This is a genomic window from Hoeflea sp. EC-HK425, assembly GCF_902498795.1.
Classification (GTDB): domain Bacteria; phylum Pseudomonadota; class Alphaproteobacteria; order Rhizobiales; family Rhizobiaceae; genus Hoeflea; species Hoeflea alexandrii.
In genome coordinates, this window is the sequence record NZ_LR701572.1 from 3,398,864 (window position 1) to 3,420,940 (window position 22,077).

Below are 22,077 nucleotides of genomic sequence, written 5' to 3' on the forward strand. Positions count from 1 at the left end.
GCGACCGCAGCGCACAGAGGACCAGACCATGAAGATCACCCGCGTAGGCTCGACGCCCTCGGCGAAGGGGCCGGAAGATTACTTCACCGGAACGGTGCGGCTCGACAGGCTGTTTGCGGCGGAGGCGCCGGGGCGGGTTCAGGGCGCGGCGGTGACGTTCGAGCCGGGCGCGCGGACGGCGTGGCACACGCACCCGCTGGGGCAGACGATCATCGTGACGGCGGGGCTCGGCCGGGCGCAGCGCGAAGGCGGGGCGATCGAGGAGATCCGGCCCGGCGACGTGGTCTGGTTCGAACCGGGCGAGAAGCACTGGCACGGTGCATCGCCCGAGGTGGCGATGACGCACATCGCCATCCAGGAAGCGCTCGACGGGGTGGCGGTAACGTGGCTCGAGAAGGTGGAAGATGCGGACTATCTCGGATGATGCGGCGCCTTGCGGGCGCTCACGGGATTTTGACGGGCACCACGCGGTTGCCGGCGGCTGCAATTGTTCGACCTTCGGCCTATATGGTTCGGTGAGACGTTTCTCACCAACAAGGATCCAATTTCATGACTGATGACACCAGCTTCCCGCCTGAAAACAATTTTCCCGCCGGCTACCAGCCTGCAAAGCTGTGGGAATGGAAACAGGGCAATGGCGGCCGCTTCGCCAACATCAACCGGCCGATCTCCGGCCCGACCCATGACAAGGACCTGCAGGTCGGCAAGCACCCGTTGCAGCTCTATTCGCTGGCCACGCCGAACGGCGTCAAGGTGACGGTGATGCTGGAAGAACTGCTCGCCGCCGGGCACAAGGGCGCTGAGTACGATGCCTGGCTCGTCAATATCGGCGAGGGCAACCAGTTCGGCTCGGGCTTTGTCGACGTCAATCCGAACTCGAAGATCCCGGCAATGGTCGACCATTCGACGCCGGAACCGACACGGCTGTTCGAAAGCGGCTCGATCCTTCTGTATCTCGCCGAGAAGTTCGGCGCGTTCCTGCCGAAGGAACACCACGCCCGTACCGAGGCGCTGAACTGGCTGTTCTGGCAGATGGGCTCCGGCCCGTTCCTCGGCGGCGGTTTCGGCCATTTCTATGCCTATGCGCCGATGAAGATCGAATACGCGATCGACCGCTTTGCCATGGAGGTCAAGCGCCAGCTCGACGTGCTCGACAAGAACCTGGCCAAGAACGAGTTCATGGCAGGAGCTGAGTATTCGATTGCCGACATGGCGATCTGGCCCTGGTACGGCACGCTGATGCAGGGCAATGTCTACAATGACGCGGCCACATATCTCGATACCGGCATCTACACCAACCTGAAGCGCTGGACCGACCAGATCGCCGCCCGTCCGGCGGTGAAGCGCGGGCGCATGGTCAACCGCGCCTTCGGCGATCCGTCCGAGCAGCTGCACGAGCGCCATGACGCCAGCGATTTCGAGCTGCGCACCCAGGACAAGCTCGACGCCCAGAAGGAAGGCAAGGCCTGATGGCAAAACTGCCTGAAATGACCAAACACCGTGGGATCCCGTCCGGCCTGCCCGGCACGGGGTTCCAGTTCACCATCCGCCGGGCGAATCCGCGCGGGGTTTCGCCGATCATCTACCGCCGCCGGATGGCGGACCGGACATCGACGGAAAAGCTCGCCGATGCGGCCTTCCTGCATGCGCTGTGGCATCTTTACGGTGACGAGCCGTTCGAGCGCGGCAACCTTGATGCGGGCCGGATCAGCTGGCTTTTCGGGCGTGAGATCGTGCCCGCCGAAGAGCCGTTCGATCCGAAATCCTATCAGGCGCTGCTCAGGATCGACGAACGCGTGGGGCGGGCGAGCTATCCCGCCGCGTTCGAGGATGTGCTTGAGGTCTGAAGACCATGGCTCTCTCCTCAATGGGGAGATCCGCCAACAGGCATCCGGATGGCCGGATGCCTGAAGTACTCCGGGTACGGAACCGGGAGAAACGACTGGAAGTCATGGGCCACAGGCCCATCAGCGGGGGTAGAAGTGCATGTTTTCCAAGATCCTCATCGCCAACCGTGGTGAAATTGCCTGCCGGGTCATCAAGACCGCGCGGGCGATGGGCATCAAGACGGTTGCGGTTTATTCCGACGCTGACCGCAATGCCGTGCATGTGGAAATGGCTGACGAGGCCGTGCATATCGGCCCGCCGCCGGCCAACCAGTCCTACCTGATGGCGGACAAGATCATTGCCGCGTGCAAGGAAACCGGCGCAGAGGCCGTGCATCCGGGTTACGGCTTCCTGTCCGAGCGGGCCTCGTTCTGCGAGGCGCTGGAGAAAGAGGGCATCGCCTTCATCGGCCCGAAGGTGAAGGCCATCGAGGCGATGGGCGACAAGATCACCTCTAAGAAGATCGCCGCCGAAGCCGGTGTCTCCACCGTGCCCGGCCACATGGGGCTTATCGATGACGAGGCGCATGCGGCCAAGATCGCCGCCGAGATCGGCTATCCGGTGATGATCAAGGCATCCGCCGGCGGCGGCGGCAAGGGCATGCGGATTGCCTGGAACGACGCCGAGGCGCGCGAGGGCTTTTCCCGCTCGAAATCGGAAGCGGCAAGTTCGTTTGGCGATGACCGGATCTTCATCGAAAAATTCATCGAGGAGCCGCGCCACATCGAGATCCAGCTGATCGCCGACAGCCACGGCAATGCGGTCTATCTCGGCGAGCGCGAATGCTCGATCCAGCGGCGGAACCAGAAGGTGGTTGAGGAGGCCCCCTCGCCCTTTCTCGACGCGGAAACCCGCAAGGCCATGGGCGAGCAGTCGGTGGCGCTGGCGAACGCCGTGGACTACCAGTCGGCCGGCACGGTGGAATTCATTGTCGACAAGCACCGCAACTTCTATTTCCTCGAGATGAACACGCGGCTGCAGGTCGAGCATCCGGTGACCGAGCTGATCACCGGTGTCGATCTGGTCGAGCAGATGATCCGGGTTGCAGCGGGCGAGAAGCTCCCGTTCACGCAAGCCGATGTGAAGCTCAATGGCTGGGCGGTGGAAAGCCGGCTCTACGCCGAGGACCCCTACCGCAACTTCCTGCCCTCGATCGGCCGGCTGACGCGCTACCGGCCGCCGCAGGAAGGCACCAGCGACGGCATCACCATCCGCAACGACACCGGGGTCACCGAAGGCTCGGAGATCTCGATGTTCTACGATCCGATGGTGGCCAAGCTCTGCACCCACGCGCCGACCCGGCTCGAGGCTGTCGACGCCATGGCCGACGCGCTGGACCGGTTCGAGGTCGAGGGCATCGGCCACAATCTGCCGTTCCTGTCGGCGCTGATGCAGCATCCGCGCTGGCGCGAGGGCCGGCTGTCGACCGGCTTCATCGCCGAGGAGTATCCGGAGGGCTTTGCCCCGGTGCCGCCCAATGATGACACCATCAAGCGCTTTGCCATTGCGGCGCTGCTGCTCAGCCACATCTCGGGGGAGCGCAACGCGCAGATCTCCGGCGCGAGATTCAGCCAGGCGGAAAAGCGCGCGCATGAGGACAAGGTGGTTCGGATCGCAGGCCAGGAGATCACCGGCCATATCGACGACACCGACGATGTCTACCTGGTGCGGCTGCCGGGACGCGAGCCGCTGTCGGTGACGACAGACTGGACGCCAGGCGCAAAGCTGGCAGTATTCGATATCGATGGGGTGACCAATGCCATCAAGGTCGAGCCCGCCGACGCCGGATGGCGGCTGCGGCAGCTTGGCGTCGATGTGCGGGTGCAGGTGTTCAGCCCCCGCATCGCCGAACTGGCCCGGCTGATGAAGGAGAAGGTGGCGCCCGATACGTCGAGCCTGCTGCTCTGCCCGATGCCCGGCCTGATCGTCTCGATTGCCGTCAACGAGGGCGACGAGGTGCAGGAAGGCCAGACGCTGGCGGTGGTCGAGGCCATGAAGATGGAGAATGTGCTCAAGGCCGAGCGCAAGGGCGTGGTCTCACGCATCCCGGTGAAGGCCGGCGACAGCCTCGCCGTCGACGAGATCATCATGGAGTTCGCGAAATGAGCAAGACCACGCGCGACTGGCTCGAGCTTGCCACCAAGGATCTCAAGGGCAAGCCGATCGAGAGCCTGAACACCGAAACGCCGGAAGGCATTACGCTGAAGCCGCTCTACACCGCGGATGACCTGCCCGAATCCGCCGCCTCCGAACTGCCGGGCTTCGCGCCGTTCACCCGCGGGGTGCGCTCGACCATGTATGCGGGACAGCCCTGGACGATCCGGCAATATGCCGGCTTCTCGACGGCGGAGGATTCCAACGCGTTCTACCGCAAGAACCTGGCGGCGGGCCAGAAGGGCCTGTCCGTTGCCTTCGACCTTGCCACCCACCGGGGCTATGATTCCGACCACCCGCGGGTGACCGGCGATGTCGGCAAGGCCGGCGTGGCGATCGATTCGGTCGAGGACATGAAGATCCTGTTCGACGGCATTCCGCTGGGCGAGATGAGCGTGTCGATGACCATGAACGGCGCTATCATCCCGGTCTTGGCGATGTTCATCGTCGCTGGTGAGGAACAGGGCGTCGAGCGCAAGGCGCTGACTGGGACGGTGCAGAACGACATCCTCAAGGAGTTCATGGTCCGCAACACCTACATCTATCCGCCAGAGCCCTCGATGCGGATCGTTGCCGACATCATCGAGTTCACCGCGGCCGATATGCCGAAGTTCAACTCGATCTCGATCTCCGGCTATCACATGCAGGAGGCCGGGGCGACGCTGGCGCAGGAACTGGCCTACACGCTGGCCGACGGCATGGAATATGTCCGCGCAGCACAAGCCAAGGGGCTCGATGTCGACGCCTTCGCCGGCCGGCTGTCGTTCTTCTTCTGCATCGGCATGAACGTGTTCATGGAAGCGGCGAAACTGCGCGCGGCGCGGGCCATGTGGTCGAAGATCATGACCGATTTCGGCGCCAAATCCGAACGCTCGAAGATGCTCAGGACCCATTGCCAGACATCGGGCGTGTCGCTGACCGAACAGGACCCGTACAACAACGTGGTCCGCACGGCGTTCGAGGCCATGGCGGCGGTGCTCGGCGGCACCCAGTCGCTGCACACCAATTCGTTCGACGAGGCGATCGCGCTGCCGACGGAATTCTCCGCCCGCATCGCCCGCAACACCCAGCTGATCCTGGCGCATGAGACCGGCATCACCAATGTGGTCGATCCGCTCGGCGGCTCCTACTATGTCGAAAAGCTGACCGCCGATCTGGCCGAGAAGGCCTGGGAGCTGATCGCCGAGGTCGAGGCGCTGGGCGGCATGACCAAGGCGGTGGAACAGGGCCTGCCGAAGATGCGGATCGAGGAGGCGGCTGCAAGGCGTCAGGCGCGGATCGACCGCGGCGAGGACGTCATCGTCGGGGTCAACCGGTTCCGGCTCAACGACGAGCCGCAGGTCGACATTCTCGACATCGACACCGACAAGGTGCGCGCCGGCCAGGTGGCCCGGCTGAAGAAAATGCGCGACAGCCGCGATCCCAAGGCGCACGAAGCCGCGATCGCAGAGCTCGAACAGGTGGCGAAATCCGGCAAGGGCAATTTGCTTGCCGCCGCCGTCGAGGCAGCGCGGGCGCGGGCCTCGCTGGGCGAAATCTCCGACGCCATGGAGCGCGGCTTCGGCGGCCGCCACCATGCCATTACGAAGGTTATCGGCGGAGTCTACGAGGACGTCTATCACGATGATCCGGAATACCAGGCAATCCGGGACCGCATCGCTGACTACACCACTGACAAGGGCCGCGCGCCGCATGTGCTGGTGGCCAAGATGGGCCAGGACGGCCACGACCGCGGCGCCAAGGTGATCGCCACGGCGTTTGCCGACATGGGCTTCAAGGTGGATCTCACCGACATGTTCGAAACGCCGGCCGAAGTCACCGACAAGGCGATTGCACTCAACGTCGACGTGGTCGGAGTCTCGTCGCTCGCCGCTGGCCACAAATCGCTGGTGCCCGAACTCATCACCCGGCTGAAGGACAAGGGCCGCGCCGACATCCAGGTCGTCGTCGGCGGCGTCATCCCCGAACAGGACTACGCCTTCCTGCGCGAAAAGGGCGTGGCCGAGATTTTTGGGCCCGGCTCGAATGTGCTCGATGCGGCAAATGCCGTGCTGGCGCGGATTTCGGGGCTGAAGCGGAATATGTGAGCCCCCTCATCCGTCAGCGTTGCTGACGCCTTCTCCACCACGGGAGAGGGGAGGAATTTGCGGCGGCCGGCGGTAGACACCTCTTCCTTCTCCCCTCGTGGGAGAAGGTGGATCCGGGCGTTCCGTGAACGACCGGAGACGGATGAGGGGTATTCTCAGTGGCCTATCGCCAGTCCTGCTTAAGCGACGGGTCCCGCGCAAAGGCCAGGATCGTCGCGCAAGCGCTTTCCAGATCGCTGATCACATCGTCATTCCACAGCCGCAGAACACGGAAGCCACGCTCTTCAAGATTTGAATCGCGGGCCTTGTCCCGTGGGCTGTCTACGTGCTGACTGCCATCCAGCTCGACAATCAGCTTCGCTTCCATGCAGACGAAATCGGCAATAAAGCCACCTATCGGCACCTGGCGACGGAACTTCAGCTTGTCGAGCCGACGGTTGCGCAGAACGCCCCATAACCGCTGTTCCGCCTCGGTCGGAGCTCGGCGCATATCACGTGCGAAACCACGCAGCCGTTCGATATCCTTGCTCATCCAGCGCCTCATCAAAGTTGACAAGCCCCTTCATCCGTCTGCGCCGGTTCACGGAACCGTCGCATCCACCTTCTCCCACGAGGGGAGAAGGGAGTGGCGGCACGGCGGTCGGCTCAGCCTCCCCAGGTCCGCTCCAGCAGCGATACCCAGTTCTTCCGGGCGATCTTTTCGATCAGCGCCTCGCCATATTGGCGTTCGCGCATCTGATCGATCAGCGCCTGAACGCCGGTGACGTCGCCGATGACGTCGGGGAGTTCGGCGCCGTCGAAATCGGAACCGAAGCCGACATGGTCTTCGCCGAGCTTTTCGACGAGATGATCGAGGTGGCGCATCACCGGGTCCCAGCCGCAATCGGTTGACTTGCGGCCGTCGTCGCGCAGGAACACGGTGGCGTAGTTGAGGCCGACCATGCCTCCGCTCTCGCGGATCATGGCCAGTTGCCGGTCGGTCAGGTTGCGGGTCGAGGGCGTGACCGCGTGGGCGTTGGAATGGGTAGCGACCAGCGGCGCATCCGACAGGCTGGCGACATCGTCAAAGCCCTTCTCGTTGAGGTGCGACAGGTCGATCATGATCCTGAGCTCGTTGCAGGCCCTGACCAGGTCCTTGCCGGCTTCGGTCAGGCCCGGGCCGGTGTCGGGGTCGCCGGGAAAGCGGAACGGGACACCGTGGCCGAAGACGGTTGGGCGGCTCCAAACCGGGCCGAGCGAGCGCAGGCCCATGGCGTGGAAGGCGTAGAGCGCATCCAGATCAGGCCCGATGGCTTCCGCACCTTCCATGTGCATGATCGCGGCGATGGTTCCGGTTTTTATGCAGGCGCGCAGATCGGCGGAGCTGCGGCAGATCTTCAGCGCGCCTGCGGAAGCCCGCTCCATCCACATCAGGTGGCCGGCCATTGCCAGGCCGGTCGCCTGGGTCTCGGCCGCCGTCATCAATTCGGGCAAGGGCAGATCATAGGGCGGCGCGTCCATCATCGCCTGATAGTCGGGAGCGCCGTCCTCTTCCGGTGACGGGATGTAGATGGCGAAAAAACCACCCGCGAAGCCCGCCTCTCGCATGCGCGGCAGGTCGAGATGGCCTTCCAGCCCCCGCTCTAGCCACAGCGTCTCGCGACGCTCCGGTTCGCGCAGCAGGCGCAGCAGGAAATCATTGTGGCCGTCGAAAAATGGCAGTGTCGCCATGGCTGGCTCCATCAGCGCCGAAGGGCGGGATCGCGGGTGAAGCCCTCGCTCGCCGTCAGCAGGTTGCGGGTGTAGTCCTTCGCCGTAGCATGGGCCTGCAGCGCCTCGCGGGTCAACTCTTCGACCACCTCGCCGCCCTGCATCACCATCAGGCGGTCACACATATGCGAGACGACGGCCAGGTCGTGACTGACCAGCACATAGGTCAGGCCGCGCTCGGCCCGCAGCCGGTCAAGCAGGTTGAGCACCTCGGCCTGGATCGAGGCATCGAGCGCCGATGTCGGCTCGTCGAGCAGGATCACCTTCGGCTCGAGGATCAGGGCGCGGGCAATGGCGACTCGCTGGCGCTGGCCGCCGGAAAGCTGGTGCGGATAGCGGAAGCGGAAGCCAGTTCCGAGGCCGACATCCTCGAGCGCCTGTTCAACCCGGTCTTCGGCGTGATCGAAACCATGGATGGCGAGTGGTTCGGACAAGACCCGGTCGACGGTGTGGCGGGGATGCAGCGAGGCGTAGGGATCCTGGAACACCATCTGGACGCGGCGGTAGAAGGCCTGGTCACGCGGCATCTGCACCGGATCACCGGCAATGCTGATCCGGCCGCCGGTTACCGGCGCCAGACCGCACAGCGCGCGCAGCACGGTGGACTTGCCGGACCCGCTCTCGCCGACGATGCCGAAACTCTCCTCCTCCTCAACGGCAAGCGACACGCCCTTGAGCGCACGCACCTGCCGACCGCTGCCTTCAAAGGTGACTTCGAGGTCCTCGATATCGATGAAAGTCATCCGGATTTCCTACTCGAGCCAGGCAGCGTCACGCGCCAGAACGGGCAGCGGGCGGCTGTCGCCGGTGATGGTCGGCAGGCAGTTGAGCAGCCCCCTGGTGTAGGGATGGGCGGCTTCGCTCATCCGCCGGGCGTCGAGCTCCTCGACCACCCGGCCGGCATACATGACCAGCACCCTGTCGCAGAAGGTGGACACCAGCCTGAGGTCATGGCTGATGAAGATCAACCCCATGCCACGCTCGCTGACCAGCCGGTCAAGAATACGCAGCACCTCGATCTGCACCGTCACATCAAGCGCCGATGTCGGCTCGTCGGCAATCAGCAGATCCGGTTCGGTGACCAGCATCATGGCAATCATGGCGCGCTGGCCCATGCCGCCGGAGAGTTCATGCGGATAGGCCGCCATCACCCGCTCGGGATCGCGGATCTGCACGGCTTCCAGCATGGCGATCGACTTGTCGTGCGCCTCGGACTTGCCGCCATGCAGCTTGACCGCCTCCATCAGCTGCCGGCCGATGGTCATCACCGGGTTCAATGAGAATTTAGGATCCTGCATGACCATCGACATGCGCGCGCCGCGCAGCTTGCGCCATTGCCTGGTGCTCGCGTGGCGCAGATCGATGCCATCAAATTCCAGCCGGTCCGCGGTCGCTGTTCCCGAAACAGGGGTCAGGCCCAACAGGGCGCGGCCAGTTTGTGACTTGCCCGATCCACTCTCGCCGACAATACCAAGCCGCTCACGCCCCAGGCTGAAACTGACACCGCGCACCACCTCGACCGGTCCCTGTCGCGAGGGGAAGGCGATGCGCAGGTTCTCGACGGACAGCAGCGAGCTCATTTCTCGGCCTTCGGGTCAAGCACGTCGCGCAGGCCGTCGCCGAGCAGATTGAAGCCGAGCGAGACGGTGAAGATGGCGATGCCGGGCATGGTCGCGACCCACCAGTAATCGATGATGAAGCGGCGCCCGCCGGCAATCATCGCGCCCCATTCGGGTTGGGGCGGCTGCGCACCGAGACCCAGGAAGCCCAAGCCCGCGGCAGTGAGGATGATGCCGGCCATGTCGAGCGTGACGCGGATGATGACCGAGGACAGGCACAGCGGCACTACGTGGCCCCAGATGATGCGCCCGGAGGACGCGCCCTGCAGGCGGATGGCGTCGATGTGCTCGGCATTGCGAATGGTCAGCGTTTCGGCGCGCGCCAGCCGTGCATAAGGGGGCCAGGAGGTAATGGCGATGGCGATGATGGCGTTCTCGATGCCGGGGCCCAGGGCCGCGACAAAGGCCAGCGCCAGGATGAGCCGCGGGAAGGCCAGGAAGATGTCGGTTATCCGCATCAGCACGGTGTCGACCCAGCCGCCGAAATAACCCGAGACGGTGCCGACCAGCAGGCCGATCGGCGTGGCGATGATGGCAACCAGCGCCACCACCATCAAGGTCAGCCGCGCGCCGTGGATCACACGGCTGAAGATATCTCGGGCAAGATCGTCGGTGCCCATCAGATGATCAAGCGACGGCGGCAGCAGCCGCTCTGTGCGCAGGTCGCCGCCGAGCACAGGATCATACGGCGCAATCACATTGGCAAAAATGGCGACCAGGACCAGCAGGACGACGATGGCCAGGCCGATCATGCCGAGCCGGTTGCCGGTGAACAGGAGCCAGGTGCGCCAGGCCTGGCCAAGGCGCGCCTGGCGGCGTGAGGCCGGCTGCTCGCTCTGCAGCCATTCGCTCAGGCTCCGGCGGGAGGCATCGATGCTCATGCGCGCCTCCTGACCCGGGGGTCGAGAACGGTGTAGAGGAAATCCGAAAGCAGGTTGAGGCCGACGAAGATGATGCCGATCAGCAAGGTTCCGCCGAGCACGGCATTCATGTCGGCGTTCTGCAGCGAATTTGTCAGGTACTGGCCAAGTCCCGGCCAGGCGAAGACGGTCTCGGTCAGCACCGAGCCTTCAAGCAGGCTGGCATAGGACAGGGTGACAACGGTGACCAGCGGTACCGCAGCATTCCTGAGCGCATGCACCCAGATGATGCGCCATTCGGCGACGCCCTTGACCCGCGCAGTGACAATGTATTCCTGCGCCAGTTCGTTGAGCATGAAACTGCGGGTCATTCGGGCGATATAGGCCATCGAGAAGTATCCTAGCAGCGAGGCGGGAAGTGCGATGTGCGAGACGACGTTGCGGAACGCACCCCATTGGCCCTGCATCGCGGTATCGATCAGAAACAGCCCGGTGGTCGGCGTGAAGGCATACTCGTAGGAAATGTCGATGCGGCCGGGACCTGCGACGATGCCCCATTTGGCGTAGAAAACCAGAAGGCCAAGCAGGCCGAGCCAGAAGATCGGCGCGGAATAGCCCATCAGGCCGACGATGCGCACCACCTGGTCGACGAGCCTGCCCTGCCTGACCGCGGCCCAGACGCCGACCGGGATGCCAAACAGCGTGCCGATCAGGATCGCCACCGTCGCCAGTTCAAGCGTTGCCGGGAAAGCCCGGGCAATGTCGTTGATGATCGGCTTCTTGGTCAGCAGGCTTTCACCAAAATCGCCGGTGACAGCCTTTTCGACATAGAGGCCGAATTGCACGTAGAGCGGTCGATCAAGGCCAAGTTCGACAAAGGCCTTGTCGTAGGTCGATTGCGAGGCGCGGTCACCGACCACGGCAAGCACCGGGTCAACCGGCACCACCCGGCCGATGAGGAAGGTGACGACAAGCAGCCCGAAAATGGTAACCGCAATGGTGGCAAGCAGCCGGATGGCCTTGCCGAGGAAAGCCGGAAGGGCGCGTGAGCGCCCTTCCGCAGGAGCTGACGTCGCAGACACTTACTTGGTCACGGCCTTGAACGAGTTGTCGTTGAAGGATGGGCCGACGACAAAGCCCTCGACGTTCTTGCGGCGGGCGAGAACCTCGATCTCCTGGAACATGATGACAAACGGCGAGGTCTGCTGATGCTCGGTCTGGAGATCGATGTACATCTGCGCCCGCTTCTTGGCGTCTCCCTCGAGGATCGCGGCATCGGCCTTGAGCGTCATTTCCGGGATGTCCCAGGCATTGCGCCAGGCCAGCGGCTTGGAGGCGGCGTCATCGGAATTGTCGGGATTGCGGGCAAAGGTATCGGCATTGGTGTGCGGATCCTGGTAATCCGGGCCCCAGCGGCCGATATAGATGTCGTGGTTGCGGGCGCGGTACTTGGTCAGCGTTTGCTGGCCATCGCCCGGGATCAGCTCCATCTTGATGCCGGCCATCGCCATCGTCTGCTGGATTGCCTGCCCCATCGCGGTGATTTCAGGCGTGTTGCGGGTGTCCATGGTGACGGTGAAGCCGTCCGGCAAACCTGCTTCGGCAAGCAGTTCCTTGGCCTTTTCGACATTGAGCGAGAACGGTGTCTCCTCAAGAGCGCCCAAAAAGCCGCGCGGCAGGAAGGCCTGGTGCGGGATAACCTTGCCCTTCATGATGGTGTCGGAAATCGTGGCGTAGTCGACCAGATATTTCATCGCCTGACGAACCTGCGGCTTGGCAAGGTTCTCGTTTTTCTGGTTGAGACCGAGGTAGTAGATCGATCCCTTGACGCCGCTTTCTACGACAATATCCGGATTTTCAGAGAGGGCGGTGATTTCCTCGGCGCCGACATTGCGGGCGATATCGATATCACCCTGCTCGAGCAACAGGCGCTGGGTGGCGGTTTCGGGAATATGGCGATAGATGGCCCGGGCCATCGGGGCAGCGTCGCCGGAATAGTTATCGTTGCGTTCAAGCACAATGGCTTCGTTGGCGCGCCAATCACGGATGGTGAAGGCACCGGAGCCGGCGTAGTTGGTCTTGAGCCAGTCGTAGCCGAAATCGCCATCGACCTCGTTGCTCTTGACCAGTTCGCTGTCAACGATGAAGCCCACGGTTGCCGTCAGGCAGTAAAGTACCAGTGTCGGCGCATAGGGCTTGTCCATCTCGAATTCGAAGGTCATGTCGCCGGTCTTGCGAATCATGGCGTCGACATTGTCGGCGGAAAAGCCGAACTGGGTCAGGATGAAGGCCGGCGACTTGTCGAGCTTGATGGCGCGCTGCAGCGAGTAGACCGCATCTTCGGCGGTGATCGGATTGCCCGACGCGAATTTCATGCCGGGGCGGATGGTGAAGGTGAAGGTCTTGCCGTCGTCGGAGACCTCCCATTTCTCGGCAACGACGCCGAAGATCTCGGAGACATCCTTGACGTTGTAGCCGATCAATCCCTGATAGGAGTTGCCGAGAACCTCGGAGGCGGTGAACTCGAAGACCTCGGCCGGATCGAGCGAAATGACGTCGTCGATCGCCCAGGCCTGGATCAGTGTATCAGGCGGTGTTTCAGCCTGCGCAGTGACTGGAGCGAAGGCAGCAGCCGTGCACATCAGCGCCACAGCCATAAATTTCTGAACGTGTTTCACGGCAAAACTCCCAGCTAAACGTGTTCCCGAACAAATCCTTGCGGGGGCCAGCATTTTGCCTTGTCACCCTGCGGATGCTCCATTGAGGTCACAGGCCGGAGAGACTGTCAAGCGCGCCGCTGGCAGCCGGAGGCCGCTGGTCACCATCAGCCCCGACGGGAACACGCGGGAAACACGAAAAATCCTGCCGGAAAATCTCGAGAGCAATGTATCTTATTGTTTCTATTATATATATACGCCCGACGCAGTTCCAAACTACGTCAGCTGGCGGCAAGTCCGAAGGATACTGCAGTCCAGGCCAGGCCAAGCAGGAACACCGTCTCCAGCACGATGACGGCAACGTGACGCCAGCCCAGGTCCATCATGGCCTTCATGTTCGTGCGTACCCCGAGCGCCGAGATCGCGATGACCAGAAACCAAGAAGATGCATCGACAAGCAGTACCGCAACAGCAGCAGGGATCAGGCCGACACTGTTGGCGATTGTGACCACACCGAAGCCGACCACGAACAGCGGCAGCCGCACCTGGGAGAAGCCTGATTCGCGGCGGGCGGTCGCCAGTGCGACAATGATCAGAACCACCGGCAGAAGTGTGACGCGCAGCAGCTTGACGATGGTTGCGGTGTCGCCGGCCTCAGTCGAAATCGAGTAGCCAGCACCGACCACCTGAGCCACGTCATGGACGGTCGCCCCGATCAGAAACCCGCTTTGCTGATCGCTCAAGCCGGCAAGGCCGAACAGCACCGGGTAGATGATCATGGCAATGGTGGACAGCGTGGTCACGGCCACGACCGTGAACAGCACATTGCGTTCAGTCTTGTCATTGGCAGGGATCACCGCTGCCAGCGCCAGCGCCGCGGAAGCACCGCAGATGGCGACCGAGCCACCGGTCAGGATGGCAAAGCGCCAACCGCGCGAGAACAGCTTGGCGCAGATGAAACCGAAGCCGATCGTCAGCGCCATCAGGCTTGCCACGGTTACCAGCCCGGAAGTTCCGATGCCAGCGATGTCGCCAAGCGTGATGCGGGCGCCGAGCAGCACGATGCCAAGCCTGAGCAGGGTCTTGGAGGCAAAGACCACGCCTTCTGACGTGCGCTCCTGATCGGCCATGAAGTTGAAGGCCATGCCAATGAGCAAAGCGAACAGCATCACCGGCGCAACGTAATGCTCGGACAGAAACTTCGCCGCCGCAGCTATCGTGAGAGCAAGAAGCAGGCCCGGAAACCGGGTTTTCGCCCGCAGGGGAAAATTCAACATGGAGGTCATCTATCCAACTTTGCAGATCAACACTTCGAAAAATCAATACCCGGCATGACATGCAGCACGGACATGACACCAGGCTGTCCGCTTCGATCCAATCCGCAGCGGTCCGTCAGCGGGCAACTCGAACCGCCCTGCAATTCCGGGGCAACTTCATGGCTCACGCAAAACCGGAGGATGGAGCCCGGCCCCATCCCGCGCTCACGGCCTCAGGACAATCTTGGGCGCGGCCGCCCGTCCCGCAAGAATATCGGCGAAGGCCCTGGCCCCGTCTGCAAGAGGCCGCTGCTCGGCCCAGTCCAGACTGCCGAGGCGGCCATCGAAGATCGCCGCGGCGGTATCGCGGAAATCCTGGGGGCTGTAGGTGTAGGCGCCGATGAAGGTGATCTCCTGCAGGGTCAGCCGCCGGATATCGAGGCCCGAAGACGCGTCGCCCAGCCCAATGTGGACAATGACGCCGCCCGGCCGGGCGGCGCGGCTGGCCGCCGCCCTGGTTGCCGCAAACCCGACACCGTCAATCACAAGGTCATAGCCTCCCGGGTCCTCGGCCGTGATCTCATCGGGTGTGGCAACAATGAAATCTCCGGCAGACTTCAACGCCGGCAAGCGGCGCTGGTTGGCTTCACTGATGGTGATGTCTGCCGCACCAATTGCCCTGAGCGCCAGAGCCGCACCGAGACCGATTGCGCCACCACCGATGACCAGGCACCGCGCTGCCTGCAGGGGAACATCACCAGCGCGCGCTCCCAGCCGCACGGCGTGCCAGCCACAGGCCAGCGGTTCGGCGAGACATGCCTTTTCGAAAGACACATGATCGGGCATGTCGACAAGATTTTCCGCCGGGATGGCGATGTACTCGGCAAAAGCGCCCTGACGCGGCGCCATGGACAGGATCTGTCGCTTTGCACAGAGGTTGTTGCGCCCGGTCTTGCAGGCCCGGCACTTGCCGCAGGTGGCAAGGGGGTTGACCGTAACCCGCCGCCCGGCACCGGGGCCATCAACGACGATGCCCGAAGCCTCGTGGCCAAGGATCAAGGGTGCAGGGCGACGCTCGTCATGGCCGAGATAGGCATGCATGTCAGAGCCGCAGATACCCACCGCCTCGACCCGGACAAGGCACTCGCCGGACGGCAAAGAGGGGGCGGGTTCATCGCGCCAAACCAGGCTTTCGGGTGCTGTGTAGACAAGCGCTTTCATCTGGCGGTGTATCCCCCGTCAACGAAGAGGACCTGGCCGGTTACATAGACAGAAGCCTCGGAGGCAAGGAACAGCAGCGGACCTTCGATGTCTGCCATCTCGCCATTTCGGCCGATGCAGGTCGATCCCGCATGCATGGCCGAGACTGACGGGTCGGCAAACACGGGCCCGGTCAGTTCGGTGGGAAAAAACCCGGGTGCAAGCGCGTTGGCATTGATGCCGTCGCGGGACCAGGCCTCCGCCATGGCGCGGGTCATCTGCTCGACCCCGCCCTTGGAGGCGCCATAGGCAATGCCGTTGGTGAAGGCGCGGCGCGATTGCAGCGAGGCGAAATTGATGATCCGGCCCCAGCGTTTGCGCCGCATGCCCGGAACAAGCGCCTGGGCAAGAAAGAACGGCACCGTGAGATTGAGCGCGATGGTCCGCTCCCAGCCTTCGGGCGTGACCTGATCAGCCGGCTGGCGCAGATTGAGCCCTGCGGCATTGACCACGATATCCGGCGGACCGAAGGGCTCGGAGGCCCTGGCCGCAATCGCGGCGATGTCGGCGCCTGCAGCCAGGTCAGCGGCAAGGCTTGCGGTTTGACCATCCGTCTCCGCACGCCATTGCTCGAGAGACTCCGCACGCCGGGCGAGACCAACGACGCGGACACCCGCCAGGGCGAGAAAAGTCGCCGCAGCCCGGCCAAGCCCCGAGCTTGCACCGGTGACGAGCGCGACCCGGCCCTTCAGGCCGAACAAAGCCTCACTGCTCATGTCAGATATCCTGGCCGGTTCCCGAGAGATCGAAGTTCTCGCCGGGGAAATACTTCCGCAGCCTGATGTCGGCGGTGCGGGCATGACCTTCCATGCCTTCCAATCGCGAGATCCGGGCCGTCGCCTCGGCGATGGACTTCGAGCCTTCACGGGTGGCACGCTGCCAGGTGACGATCTTCATGAACTTGTGAACCGACAGCCCGCCGGTATAGCGCGCAGCACCCGAGGTGGGCAGCACGTGGTTGGTGCCTGACGCCTTGTCGCCGAAGGCTACCGTGGTTTCCTCGCCCAGGAACAGCGAGCCGTAGCAGCCCAGCCGACCCAGCCACCAATCGGTATCGGCGGCCTGCACAGTGAGATGTTCCGGTGCGTAGTCGTCGGAAGTTGCGGCCATTTCCTCGCGGCTGTCGCACAGAATGACCTCGGCGAAATCGCGCCAGGCGGCCTCGGCGTTGTCGCGGTTGACCTCGGGCAAGGTGGCGATGTGCTTGGGGACGAGCGCCATAACCGCCTCGGCCAGCGCGCGATCATCCGTGACCAGCCAGACCGGAGAGTTGTAGCCATGCTCTGCCTGACCGACGAGATCGGCGGCGACGATTTCCGGATCGGCGTCCTTATCGGCCAGGATCAGGCTGTCGGTGGGACCGGCAAACATGTCAATGCCGACACGGCCAAACAGGATGCGCTTGGCTTCGGCGACGAACTGGTTGCCCGGTCCGACGAGAATACCCGATGGCGGCACGTCAAACAGCCCGAAGGCCATCGAGGCCACACCCTGGACACCGCCCATGGCGAGGATCGTGTCGGCACCGCAGATGTCGGCGGTGTAGAGGATTGCCGGATGAACCCCGACATCCGGGCGCGGCGGCGAACAGACCGTGATGTGCTTGCAGCCGGCCACCTTGGCCGTGGTCACCGTCATGATAGCGGACGCCACATGGCTGTAGCGGCCACCGGGCACGTAGCAGCCGGCGGCCTCGATCGGGATGGTCTTCTGCCCCGCCGTCAGGCCCGGCACGATTTCGACCTCGATGTCGGTGAGGGTCTTCTTCTGGGCCTCGGCGAACTTGCGCACATTGTCGTGGGCGAAGCGGATATCGTCCTTGAGCTTCTGTGGCAGGCTTGCTGCAGCCGCCTCGATCTCCTCGCGGGTGACCTTGATGTTGCCGGTGTAGCGGTCGAACTTCTCGGCATAGCTGCGTGCCGCCGCCTCGCCACCAGCTTCGATCTCGTCGAGAATCGACTGGACCGTGTCGCGGACCGACTCGGAATCGGAGGTGGAGGTTTTGACGGCTTTCTTGAGATAGGTACGGGACATGTCTCCGGTCCTCCTTATTGATGATTTCGGACTACTGGTAGATTTCCGGCAGCAGGGTTGTTGAGAGTGCAGGGACATAGGCAATGATCAGCACGACGAGCAGCATGAAGAATACAAACGGGATTGCCTGCCAGGCTATTTTCAGAATCGACTCACCGGTGATGCCAGACACGACAAACAGGTTGAGACCGAGCGGTGGTGTGATGAAGCCAACGCCGAGCGATGTGATCATCATGATGCAGAACTGGATCTCGTTCATGCCGATGTTGTCGGCCAGCGGTTTTAGAATGGGCGCCAGGATCACAATGTTGGGGGTCGTTTCCATGACGCAGCCGGCAGCGATCAGGATGAAGATCATCAGCAGGATGAGAATGTAGGGATCCTCGCTGATAGAGGTCACCGCAGCGACGAAGCCTTGCGGCACGCCCATGATCGCAAGCGCCTGGGCCAGCGGCAGCGAGAAGGCGATGATCGGCAGGATCACGCCGACCACCTTGGCGGATCCGAGCAGCATGGCGGGAAAGTCCGACAGTTTCAGCGTCTTGAGGAAGAAGCCCATGATGATGGTGACGATGACGGCGGTGGCGCCAGCCTCGGTGGGTGTCAAACGCCCGGAGAAGATGCCGTAGAAGATGATTCCGGGCACCAGGAACGCGTACCAGCCAGACTTCAGTGTCGTGCGCAGATTGCTGAACCACTCGGCGAACGTCATCGGTTCGCCGCCTTCGTACTTGTAGATCCGGTTGACGACGATGTTGGTGATCAGGATCGAGATCAGGATACAGATCCCGGGAATGAGCGCCGCCAGGAACAGCGTGGAAGCGGAGATGCCAAGCACCAGACCGATGATGATGTAGGCGATCGATGGCGGGATCAGGATGCCGGTACAGGCACCTGCTGCAACCAAGGCACAGGCATAGGGCCGCGGATAGCCGCTTTCCACCAGGCGGCCGATGGTCATCCGGCCCACCGCAGCCGCACCGGCGGCATCGGAGCCCGAGATGGCTGCAAACATGCCGCAGACCAGAACCGTGGCGGAGCCAAATCCGCCCTTGGTCCAGCACGTCAGCGCCTCGGCCACATCGAGAAACTTGCGGCTTAGACCGGTGCGAACAAGCACGTCGCCGGTCAGGATAAAGAGCGGGATCGCGGTGAGCGCGAAGTGATCAATCCCGTCAAACAGGGATTCGCCGACCAGAGAGAGCGGCAGCGCACCGGACATGATCAACATCATGATCGCGGCCGAGCCTATTGCCGCCCAGACAGGGATGGCAAGCGCGCACAGGACGACAAACAGGATCACCGGCGCATAGAAATCCCAACCCAGGACAACCGTGTTTAATTGCTGATTCCACAACATGGCTGATCCTCAATCAAAGAGCTGGTTGCCTTCGAACACCGGCCGGCCGGTTCGAAGCGAATTGAAATCGTGGATGAAGGACTGGATCAGCCGCGCGATGAGAAGTGTGAAACCAATCGGCACCGCCATCAGGAACCAGACCATGGACACGCGCAGGCCGTGGCTGACGGACCCGAATTTCCAGGACACCGTGACAGTTTCAAAAGACCAGTAGAGCGCAACCAGGGCCACCGAAAACATGACCAGGTCGCCCAACATGTAGAGCAGCGCTTTCATGCGCGGGCCGAGGTAATGCATGATGACATCAATGCGGATATGCGCGCGCTCGCGCACCGCGGAGGCCGCCCCGATCCAGGCGAGATAGATGAAGGAATAGCGGACCACCTCCTCTCCCCAGATTGACGAGTAGGAAAAGGCTTCGCGCCGCAGAACTTCAACGGCCATCGTCACCACAAGCAGAACGTAGAAGACCAGCAGGGCCCACCGTTCCGCATTCCTGTCCAATGCTTTGAGAAATCCCGGCACGTCTATCCCCTCCTGCGCGACCGCAGGAAACACTCCCCGTGGTGCAAGCTGACATGAAAGACTTTTAAGTGGGGCCGGCGCCCGGTGAGGCGCCGGCCTGGATCAGGCATTACGCGTCGTGGACGTAGTAACGGCCCATCGTGCTTGCGGCTTCATCAAGCTTGTTGAAGACATCCATCGATCCGGCCAACTCCACCTTGAAGGAGTCCCAATCGGACTTCTGGTAGCCGCCAACGTCTTCCCATTCCGCGAGCTGATCATCGGTCAGCGAATGGAATTCGACACCGGACTTGCGCAACTCGGACATGGCGTAGTTGCGGGCTGCGGGAACCTTGGCGAGGTTCTGCTGTGCGGTGATCTCGCCGGCGAACTCGATGCCTTCCTGCACGTCAGCAGGCAGGCCGTTGAACCATTCCAGGTTCATCGAGAAGACCTGGCTGTCAGGGACGGCCTGGGTAAAGGTCACATGGCTCAGAATGTCCTTGAAGCCAAAGACAAAGAGCGCTCCGACTGACGGATCGAGTGCATCGGCAACACCCTGCTTGATGGCAGACGGGGTTTCGCCCCATGCCACCGGTGTCGGGTTCGCGCCCACCATACGGTAGTATTGCTGCAACATCGCCGAGCCGGGAACGCGGAACTTGACGCCTGCCATATCAGCCGGCGACATGACCACGTTGCCGCCCTTGCGGACTGCGACAACACGTGGGTCGATCACGATGTAGAACAGAGGCTTGAAACCGGCCGCCTCGATCTTCGGATGGACTTCCGACTTCCAAGTGTCGGAGTTGACCAGATTGACGAATTTCTGGTTGGCGCCGCAGAAATAGGGAAGATTGATCAGGTCGGCAGCGGGCGCGAAAGGCGCGAAGTTGGACAGCGAATGCTGCGCCGCCTGAATGGTACCACCCTGAACCTTCTGTACAAGAGCACCACCGGCCCCCAGCTGGCCGCCAGGTGCAAGCCGGACGTAGACCTTGCCGTTTGTGGCGTTCTGGATGTTTTCCTTCAGGTCAAGCTGCATGATCGGATAGCTGCGTGACGCGCCGAGAATATAGGCAGTGGCAATGGTCATGACGTGCTCGGCCGCAGCCTCGCGCTCACTCTCTTCCTTGGCTGTCTGCGCCACGGCCTGATCCGACCACAATGTGCCCGCAGCGCCGGCCACCATGGCAACGGTAAATGCGCCTGCGCCAGTCAGCTTAAGAAAATTGCGCCTCTCGATCGAAGCCACTTCATCCTGGATTTTCTTGTCAGTCATCGGGTTTCCTCCTCCCTTTGAATTGTCATGGATTTGTCGTCGCTTCGCTGTCCCTCAAGACTGAGAATACCGACGACAAAGAAACAGCAGGAGATTGCAAGCACCAGTGCTTCGGCTACATCGGACATGAAGGCCGCGCGAAAAAATGCACCGGCAAGAACATCAGCAGTGAACAGCGCCATAAACAGGGCTGCGATCCAGAATGCGGATTTTCGAGCTTGCGTCATGACCCCTCCCAAGGTTCCAACAAAATCGAGTGTAAGCGCTTACATCAAATCATGCAAGCGCTTACATCGTGCATCTTGAAATTTGCGGGTATAGTGAAACAAAGAGGGGCAATGAACGAATTCGCAAAACCAACGCTGGATGACGTGGCGCGCGCGGCAGGAGTGTCGACGGCGACGGTTTCACGTTGCCTTAACGCGCCGGACCGGGTGATCGCTACGACACGGGAGCGGGTGATGCAGGCGATCGAGACGCTCGGCTACACGCCGGATTTTGGCGGGCGGGCGCTGGCCTCCCGCCGGACCAACACGGTTGGCGCGATCATTCCGACCATGGACAACGCCATTTTTGCGCGGGGATTGCAGTCGTTCCAGGAGGCCCTGTCGCGTTTCGGCAAGACGCTGCTGGTGGCGAGCTCGGGCTATTCGCCGGCGCGCGAACGCGAACAGATGGAAGTGATGGCAAGCCGCGGCGTTGACGGCCTTTTGCTGATCGGCTCTGCGCGGCCCGAGGCGAGCGTCGAATTCCTGCGCCGCCGCGGCATTCCGTTTCTCGGCGCCTGGAACCTTGGCGGTGAGGACGGCTATTTCGTCGGCTTCGACAATCGCGCCGCCGCGGCCGGACTGACCGAGAAAGTCCTGGCAAGGGGGCATCGCCGGCTCGCCATGATTGCCGGCATCACCGAGATGAACGACCGCGCCGCCGACAGGATGGAAGGCGTGCGGGCCGCTGCGGAACGCGCCGGCATTCCTGCGGATGAGCTGCCGGTGATCGAGGCGGCCTACACGTTTGACGAGGGCGCAAGGGCCTTCGGGGACCTGATGGCGCTTGCGCCACGTCCGACGGCGGTTCTGTGCGGCAATGACGTGCTTGCGGTGGGCGCCATGCAAAAGGCGCGCGAACTCGGCCTGCGGGTGCCCGAGGACGTATCGATCACCGGGTTCGACGACATCGATCTGGCCGGGGTGGTCGATCCGAAACTGACCACCGTGCGGGTGCCGCACAACCGCATGGGCGAGGCCGCAGCCGAGATGCTGATCAAGCTGATCAGCAAGCAACCGGTGGAACGGCGGATCGAGATCCCGACGGCAATTGTCGAACGCGGAACGCTGGGGCCGCCAACGCCCGATCCGGCGACATAGC

The 22,077-nt window shown here is 62.8% G+C and carries 21 protein-coding genes; 6 read left to right on the top strand and 15 right to left on the bottom strand.

The window, feature by feature from the left end; genetic code table 11:
- Nucleotides 1–28 precede the first annotated feature (28 nt).
- The 5 genes from SPHINGO391_RS19095 to scpA all read left to right on the top strand — a co-directional run bounded on the left by SPHINGO391_RS19095 (nucleotide 29) and on the right by scpA (nucleotide 6,128).
- Nucleotides 29–424: a cupin domain-containing protein gene (locus SPHINGO391_RS19095; protein WP_152010326.1), complete on the top strand. Its 396-nt coding sequence runs from the start codon at nucleotides 29–31 to the stop codon at nucleotides 422–424.
- A gap of 125 nt (nucleotides 425–549) precedes the next feature.
- A complete protein-coding gene (yghU, locus tag SPHINGO391_RS19100) occupies nucleotides 550–1,470 on the top strand; it encodes a glutathione-dependent disulfide-bond oxidoreductase (protein WP_152010327.1) in 921 nt (306 codons plus the stop codon).
- Nucleotides 1,470–1,847 carry a hypothetical protein gene (locus SPHINGO391_RS19105; RefSeq protein ID WP_152010328.1) on the top strand — a complete coding sequence of 126 codons (378 nt, stop codon included), beginning with the start codon at nucleotides 1,470–1,472 and terminating at the stop codon, nucleotides 1,845–1,847. The genes yghU and SPHINGO391_RS19105 overlap by 1 nt, the downstream gene beginning before the upstream one ends.
- Nucleotides 1,848–1,986: 139 nt before the next feature.
- A complete protein-coding gene (locus SPHINGO391_RS19110; protein ID WP_152010329.1) occupies nucleotides 1,987–3,993 on the top strand; it encodes an acetyl/propionyl/methylcrotonyl-CoA carboxylase subunit alpha in 2,007 nt (668 codons plus the stop codon).
- Nucleotides 3,990–6,128 (top strand): methylmalonyl-CoA mutase, encoded by a 2,139-nt coding sequence (scpA, locus tag SPHINGO391_RS19115; RefSeq protein WP_152010330.1) that lies wholly within the window; start codon nucleotides 3,990–3,992, stop codon nucleotides 6,126–6,128. Before SPHINGO391_RS19110 ends, scpA begins: the two co-directional genes overlap by 4 nt.
- 163 nt (nucleotides 6,129–6,291) lie before the next feature.
- Here the strand turns inward: scpA and SPHINGO391_RS19120 are convergent, their stop codons facing one another.
- The 15 genes from SPHINGO391_RS19120 to SPHINGO391_RS19190 all read right to left on the bottom strand — a co-directional run bounded on the left by SPHINGO391_RS19120 (nucleotide 6,292) and on the right by SPHINGO391_RS19190 (nucleotide 20,936).
- Complete coding sequence (locus SPHINGO391_RS19120; RefSeq protein WP_152010331.1) at nucleotides 6,292–6,660, bottom strand: DUF559 domain-containing protein; 369 nt, start codon at nucleotides 6,658–6,660, stop codon at nucleotides 6,292–6,294.
- A 113-nt stretch (nucleotides 6,661–6,773) separates the two neighbouring features.
- Nucleotides 6,774–7,838, bottom strand: coding sequence for a dipeptidase (locus SPHINGO391_RS19125; RefSeq protein WP_152010332.1), 1,065 nt, complete (start codon nucleotides 7,836–7,838; stop codon nucleotides 6,774–6,776).
- Between the two features lie 11 nt (nucleotides 7,839–7,849).
- Nucleotides 7,850–8,620 carry an ABC transporter ATP-binding protein gene (locus SPHINGO391_RS19130; RefSeq protein ID WP_152010333.1) on the bottom strand — a complete coding sequence of 257 codons (771 nt, stop codon included), beginning with the start codon at nucleotides 8,618–8,620 and terminating at the stop codon, nucleotides 7,850–7,852.
- A 9-nt stretch (nucleotides 8,621–8,629) separates the two neighbouring features.
- Entirely contained in the window at nucleotides 8,630–9,457 is an 828-nt protein-coding gene (locus SPHINGO391_RS19135; protein WP_152010334.1) for an ABC transporter ATP-binding protein, read from the bottom strand.
- Nucleotides 9,454–10,377 carry an ABC transporter permease gene (locus tag SPHINGO391_RS19140; protein WP_152010335.1) on the bottom strand — a complete coding sequence of 308 codons (924 nt, stop codon included), beginning with the start codon at nucleotides 10,375–10,377 and terminating at the stop codon, nucleotides 9,454–9,456. The genes SPHINGO391_RS19135 and SPHINGO391_RS19140 overlap by 4 nt, the downstream gene beginning before the upstream one ends.
- Complete coding sequence (locus SPHINGO391_RS19145; RefSeq protein WP_244615449.1) at nucleotides 10,374–11,372, bottom strand: ABC transporter permease; 999 nt, start codon at nucleotides 11,370–11,372, stop codon at nucleotides 10,374–10,376. The genes SPHINGO391_RS19140 and SPHINGO391_RS19145 overlap by 4 nt, the downstream gene beginning before the upstream one ends.
- Before the next feature lie 66 nt (nucleotides 11,373–11,438).
- Nucleotides 11,439–13,034 carry an ABC transporter substrate-binding protein gene (locus tag SPHINGO391_RS19150; protein ID WP_244615252.1) on the bottom strand — a complete coding sequence of 532 codons (1,596 nt, stop codon included), beginning with the start codon at nucleotides 13,032–13,034 and terminating at the stop codon, nucleotides 11,439–11,441.
- A gap of 260 nt (nucleotides 13,035–13,294) precedes the next feature.
- Complete coding sequence (locus SPHINGO391_RS19155; protein WP_244615253.1) at nucleotides 13,295–14,290, bottom strand: putative sulfate exporter family transporter; 996 nt, start codon at nucleotides 14,288–14,290, stop codon at nucleotides 13,295–13,297.
- A gap of 204 nt (nucleotides 14,291–14,494) precedes the next feature.
- Entirely contained in the window at nucleotides 14,495–15,490 is a 996-nt protein-coding gene (locus SPHINGO391_RS19160; protein WP_152010338.1) for an alcohol dehydrogenase catalytic domain-containing protein, read from the bottom strand.
- A complete protein-coding gene (locus tag SPHINGO391_RS19165; RefSeq protein ID WP_152010339.1) occupies nucleotides 15,487–16,245 on the bottom strand; it encodes an SDR family oxidoreductase in 759 nt (252 codons plus the stop codon). Before SPHINGO391_RS19165 ends, SPHINGO391_RS19160 begins: the two co-directional genes overlap by 4 nt.
- A gap of 1 nt (nucleotide 16,246) precedes the next feature.
- Nucleotides 16,247–17,563, bottom strand: coding sequence for a histidinol dehydrogenase (gene hisD, locus SPHINGO391_RS19170; RefSeq protein WP_152010340.1), 1,317 nt, complete (start codon nucleotides 17,561–17,563; stop codon nucleotides 16,247–16,249).
- A 31-nt stretch (nucleotides 17,564–17,594) separates the two neighbouring features.
- Nucleotides 17,595–18,923: a TRAP transporter large permease gene (locus tag SPHINGO391_RS19175; protein WP_152010341.1), complete on the bottom strand. Its 1,329-nt coding sequence runs from the start codon at nucleotides 18,921–18,923 to the stop codon at nucleotides 17,595–17,597.
- Nucleotides 18,924–18,932: 9 nt separating this feature from the next.
- The gene (locus tag SPHINGO391_RS19180) at nucleotides 18,933–19,448 is read right to left on the bottom strand and encodes a TRAP transporter small permease (RefSeq protein WP_210385795.1); all 516 of its coding nucleotides are present in this window, start codon (nucleotides 19,446–19,448) and stop codon (nucleotides 18,933–18,935) included.
- Nucleotides 19,449–19,557: 109 nt separating this feature from the next.
- Nucleotides 19,558–20,709 carry a TRAP transporter substrate-binding protein DctP gene (gene dctP, locus SPHINGO391_RS19185; protein ID WP_152010342.1) on the bottom strand — a complete coding sequence of 384 codons (1,152 nt, stop codon included), beginning with the start codon at nucleotides 20,707–20,709 and terminating at the stop codon, nucleotides 19,558–19,560.
- Nucleotides 20,706–20,936 (bottom strand): hypothetical protein, encoded by a 231-nt coding sequence (locus SPHINGO391_RS19190; protein WP_152010343.1) that lies wholly within the window; start codon nucleotides 20,934–20,936, stop codon nucleotides 20,706–20,708. Before SPHINGO391_RS19190 ends, dctP begins: the two co-directional genes overlap by 4 nt.
- A 111-nt stretch (nucleotides 20,937–21,047) precedes the next feature.
- On the opposite strand from SPHINGO391_RS19190, the gene SPHINGO391_RS19195 reads away from it, so the two are divergent.
- Complete coding sequence (locus tag SPHINGO391_RS19195; protein WP_152010344.1) at nucleotides 21,048–22,076, top strand: LacI family DNA-binding transcriptional regulator; 1,029 nt, start codon at nucleotides 21,048–21,050, stop codon at nucleotides 22,074–22,076.
- The last annotated feature ends 1 nt before the right edge of the window (nucleotide 22,077 follow it).